This window comes from Nocardia sp. NPDC060259 (assembly GCF_042728775.1).
Lineage (GTDB): Bacteria > Actinomycetota > Actinomycetes > Mycobacteriales > Mycobacteriaceae > Nocardia.
This window is the reverse complement of record NZ_JBHXAY010000028.1, coordinates 1-4147: the sequence shown is the minus strand read 5'-3', so window position 1 is coordinate 4147 and position 4147 is coordinate 1. Positions and strand designations below refer to the sequence as shown.

Genomic DNA, 4147 nt, shown 5'->3' with positions numbered 1-4147 from the left:
ACATAGGCGAGATGCTGCACGACGTCCTTCGGGGTGAACCAGCTGGTCGGACTCGTCCCGGGCGCGATCTGGATATCGCCGATACTTGGCACGTTGTGATGCCACTGATTGTCGTCCATGATGATCGTTTCTTTCACTCGACGGGAGGTCTCGGGGACCAACCCGGACACCCGCGCGGTGCCGGATTGCCGCTGCCGAGCCGTCCCGAGATGTCAGCTGAATACCGATCGAGTGTCGGCTGGGCACCCCCGCGCTCACATCGTATGAACGGCTGATGCAAACCGGGCATTTCTCCTGGCCACGAGCAACCCAAGGGCGGATCATCAACGGGTGCGCGACGATCCAGTGGATCTCGAGACCTTCTCCACCACGGTGGAAGCGATCTACGCCGCAGCGGCCGAACCATCGCTGTGGCCTGGCACCGTAGACCGGATCGTCACGATGTTCGATGCTGCAGTCGGCTCGCTGGTGACCAGCGCTCCTGACGACCAGCGCATCGCGCTCGGCGTCGGTCTGGACACCACGTCGGTCGACAGCTACAACCGCTACTACCGCGACCTGGATCCGATCGCGCGCATAGTGGCCCGCAGCGCGGTGGGCGAGGTCGGTTGCGTTTTCGAAGTGCTTTCGCGGCGCCAGTTGACCGAGAGCGAGTTCTTCGTCGACTGGGCGCGTCCGACCGGGCTGGGGGACGGGGTGTTCGCCCGATTCTCCGATCGCGCTGACGGCCCGTCGTGGTTGTGCGTGGCGGCCGAACCGAACAAGGGCTTCGCATCGACAGGCCGCATCGAGTTGATACGCCATCTCGTCCCGCACCTTCGTGCGGCGGCCGCGATCCAGCTCAGGTCAACCGAAGCCTCCCAAAGCCTGCGATTGACCACGCAGATTCTCGAACACCTGGACGGCAGTGCGCTCCTTGTCGAGGAGCACGGACTGATCCACCACATGAACGCTGCCGCCCGGGCGATCCTCACCCGTGCCGACGGGCTGCTCGTCGTGCGCGGCGGCAAACTGGGCACAACCGTCGGCGCAGACCGGGCTGCTCTGCACGAACTGGTGTTGCGGGCGTGCGGTGACTGCTGTGAGGCCCCCATCGCCGGCAGCATCTCGCTGACCCGCCCCTCGACGGGAGGTCGCTATGTGGTCCATGCCATTCCGATCTGCACCGACGATGACCCGTGCAGACCGGGTCGCCTCGCACTGCTCACCATCGTCGACCCCACCGAGTCGGCATCGGCTGTCCCAGCGCGAACGTGGCGGAGCGTCTACGGGCTGACCGCTAGGGAGGCCGGGATAGTCGAACACGTGATCCGCGGCGATGGGCTGCAGGCTGTCGCGGACGCCCTCGGCGTCACCTTGTCGACGGTGCGTACGCACCTGCAACATGTGTTCGACAAGACCGGCACCCGGCGGCAGAAGGATCTCGCCCGGCTCCTTCTGTCGAGCACGCCGAGCATCAGGTGAGTCACTCAACCAAGGTCGCTGGCTGCTCGACCGAGCGTTCTCCGACCGCCAGATCTCGCCAGCCGCCCGCCGCCCGCGGCCGCGCCGCCGGATACCCCGGCCTGTCATTTGAACTCGGCGCCACCCTCTGGCCGAGCAGCTCTCCTGCATCGCCACGAACCCGGCAGTGGTTGTGGCGATCATCGCGGTCACGACGGGATAGCCGGAACCCGGAACCGTCGGTGATGGATCCAGCCGCAGTTGTGGGCGTCGACCACCTGGTAGGGCAGGCGGTGAGCCAGCCCGGCATGCGCACCCCAACCCAGAACAGGGCCATAGAACCGTCACCCAGCGTGACCGTGCAGGCTACTGAGTTTGTCGCGCACCAATCCAGCGAGCAGTCGCTTTGAGTGCCGCAAGAATCAGCGTTACCGCCGAGATCAGTGCTGATATGGCGAAACCGATCAGGATTACGATTGACAACGGCTCATCCGTCATGCCGAAATCCCAGAACGCGGATAACACCACGTAGATGCCCACCGAGGCCACGAGCAGGGCCACAGAGCACGCCGCTACCAGGACCGTTCGCCCGAGAGGTCGTCGCATGAGCAGCAGCACCACGCCGAGCAGCAGCCCCAGGCCGACCAGTCCAACGATGACAGCGCCGAACTGCAACAGATTCGCAACCGATGATTCGACCCATGGATTGAGGGTTCCGTCGAGGAAATATGGTTCGACAACGGAGCTTTCGTACAGGCCAACCACCAGGCTGGCTACCAGCACGACGGAAACCACCGCATCGAGTATTGCGAAGATCACGGCCGTTATCGCGGTAGTGCCCTTCGGAGAAGGAACTCTCTGATCCCGGAAACTGCCGACCCTGGGGCGTAGCCCCTGCACTGGCTGCGGATACGGGTTGGTCCATTGTTGGTCCCCGTACGTCACAGAAATCCCCCTTGTTCACCGAGCTAAGCCGTCATGAAGTCCAGCGACGATCTTGATCGGGACTGGATCACCCTGGACGACAGTGCAATCGTAGTCGGCATCACGACCACGTGCCGGGCGTAGTGATCGGTAGTCGGTTGTGCTGACCGCCGAGGGCTGGAGGTGTGTTAGGAGCGCCAGCAGCGGGACCAGAACGGGACCACACGCTACCAACGATGCCGAACAACCCCCATGTCAGCGCCGATTGGTGCACCACCGAAAAATACTCCTGGCCTGGGGTTTTCGCCTACCGGCTGAACTGGGGGTCAGGTGGTTGCAGGTTCAAATCCTGTCAGCTCGACCATGCAAAAATCCCCTCCGACCTCGGTTGGAGGGGATTCTTTCATCGACCAAATGGGAAAGGGGCGGTGTCGGTCTCGACGTGGTGGAGGTCGAGAGTGAGGTGCTCGGCGCTGACGATCAGCGCTCACCAGTTTCAATCGCACAATGTGCTCACGGTTTCCGGCGTCGGCGGTGACCGTGCCGGTCACGATGCTCCTCCGGATGCTGAGGTGTACAGGCATTCTGGTGTCGAAGACAGGCGCCGGAGCCGACGCTGCGGTGATAGATCCCGCCAGGCACCACCATCCGCCCCACGTTCTGAGTCCTGTCAGCGCGGTCGGGACGGTGACAGTCTGCACGTGGCGGGCTCGGTCATGCAGGGTCTCCCGTGGGGCGCTCGCCGAGGTCGGCGGCGAGGACCTCGCGGATCGGTACGAGTTGGGCGAGGGCATTGTCGAGGAAGCCCAGGGCGCGCTCCCCGGCGAGCGTGCGGGCTTCGTCGCTGTAGTCGTCCGAGGTACGGGCGGCCCACTGGTTCAGCGAGATCGAGATGAATCTCGTCGGGGCGACGAACCGCTCAAACGCCCGCACCACAGCCCAGCCCAGCCCGCCATGCTCGGGAAGCGGGACGAGCGTGCCCGGACCAACGTCGTCCGGTGCCGACTCGACCGTGGCGGCCAGGCGCGCACGCACCGCGATGAGGTCGGCCAGCACGGTGTCGAGGGTGGCCAGCGCGTGGGTACCGACATCGGATCGGGTGGCGGGCTCGAGTGTGGCCCACCTGCCGAGTCCGGCCCACTGCCTCAGTGGGACTTTGAGGAAGTCGAGGAAGTGCACGTTCAGCTCGATCTCGCGGGCGATCTGGCGCCGGTCGAGGTACTCGCCCTCCACAGCAGTGGCGCGACAGGCAGTGCGCTGTTCGCGCTCGCTCATTCGGGCCCGGCGGGGCGTGCGGGGGCCAGAAAGACTGGGAACTGGTTGTCGGCGATTGGGTTCGGGTTCGGCGCTGTGGCGTCACTGTGGCGTTCGGCGCTGAACAGCGGCACCGCTGCAGGTTGGCCCGGGTGCGAGTCGGTCATGGTCTTCCCTCTGAAAATTGGTGGCTGAGCTGTGGTTTCGTCCAGCGTATCGGTGGCCACCGACTTCTTCCCACGGTGGCCACACCCATTCGGGCACGAAATCGTGCGCAAGCAGGTTCGCGGCCCGCGGTCATGTCATGGGAGTCGGCAACGATCTCCCTGGGGCGGCAGCAAAACACCCGGTAACGACCGGTTTTCTGCCTGCCGCACCGCAGGATCGCGGCACCAGATGGCCGCCGATCCCAGCTGGACCGTTCTCGCCGAGCTCGGCGAGAACGGCGGGCCGGTGTGTGTCTTATTCACAAATACGAGGCCACCCGACACACTAACAACTCGTATGGCGTGGTCTGCGTGGATAA

At 64.6% G+C, this 4147-nt stretch carries 3 protein-coding genes; 1 reads left to right on the top strand and 2 read right to left on the bottom strand.

The genetic code is table 11. From position 1 onward, the window contains the following. Positions 1–330 precede the first annotated feature (330 nt). Complete coding sequence (locus ACFWF2_RS13760; protein WP_379307800.1) at positions 331–1464, top strand: helix-turn-helix transcriptional regulator; 1134 nt, start codon at positions 331–333, stop codon at positions 1462–1464. Between the two features lie 345 nt (positions 1465–1809). On the opposite strand, the gene ACFWF2_RS13755 is transcribed toward ACFWF2_RS13760, so the two are convergent. Together ACFWF2_RS13755 and ACFWF2_RS13750 are read right to left on the bottom strand one after the other, a co-directional pair. Beyond that, a complete protein-coding gene (locus tag ACFWF2_RS13755; RefSeq protein WP_379307799.1) occupies positions 1810–2238 on the bottom strand; it encodes a hypothetical protein in 429 nt (142 codons plus the stop codon). A gap of 843 nt (positions 2239–3081) precedes the next feature. Next, positions 3082–3642 (bottom strand): hypothetical protein, encoded by a 561-nt coding sequence (locus ACFWF2_RS13750; protein WP_379307798.1) that lies wholly within the window; start codon positions 3640–3642, stop codon positions 3082–3084. Positions 3643–4147: the final 505 nt, after the last annotated feature.

Bases quoted from the DNA above. Each gene is read 5' to 3' on its own strand.
- ACFWF2_RS13750 (WP_379307798.1), bottom strand. From the start codon at position 3,642: ATGAGCGAGCGCGAACAGCGCACTGCCTGTCGCGCCACTGCTGTGGAG.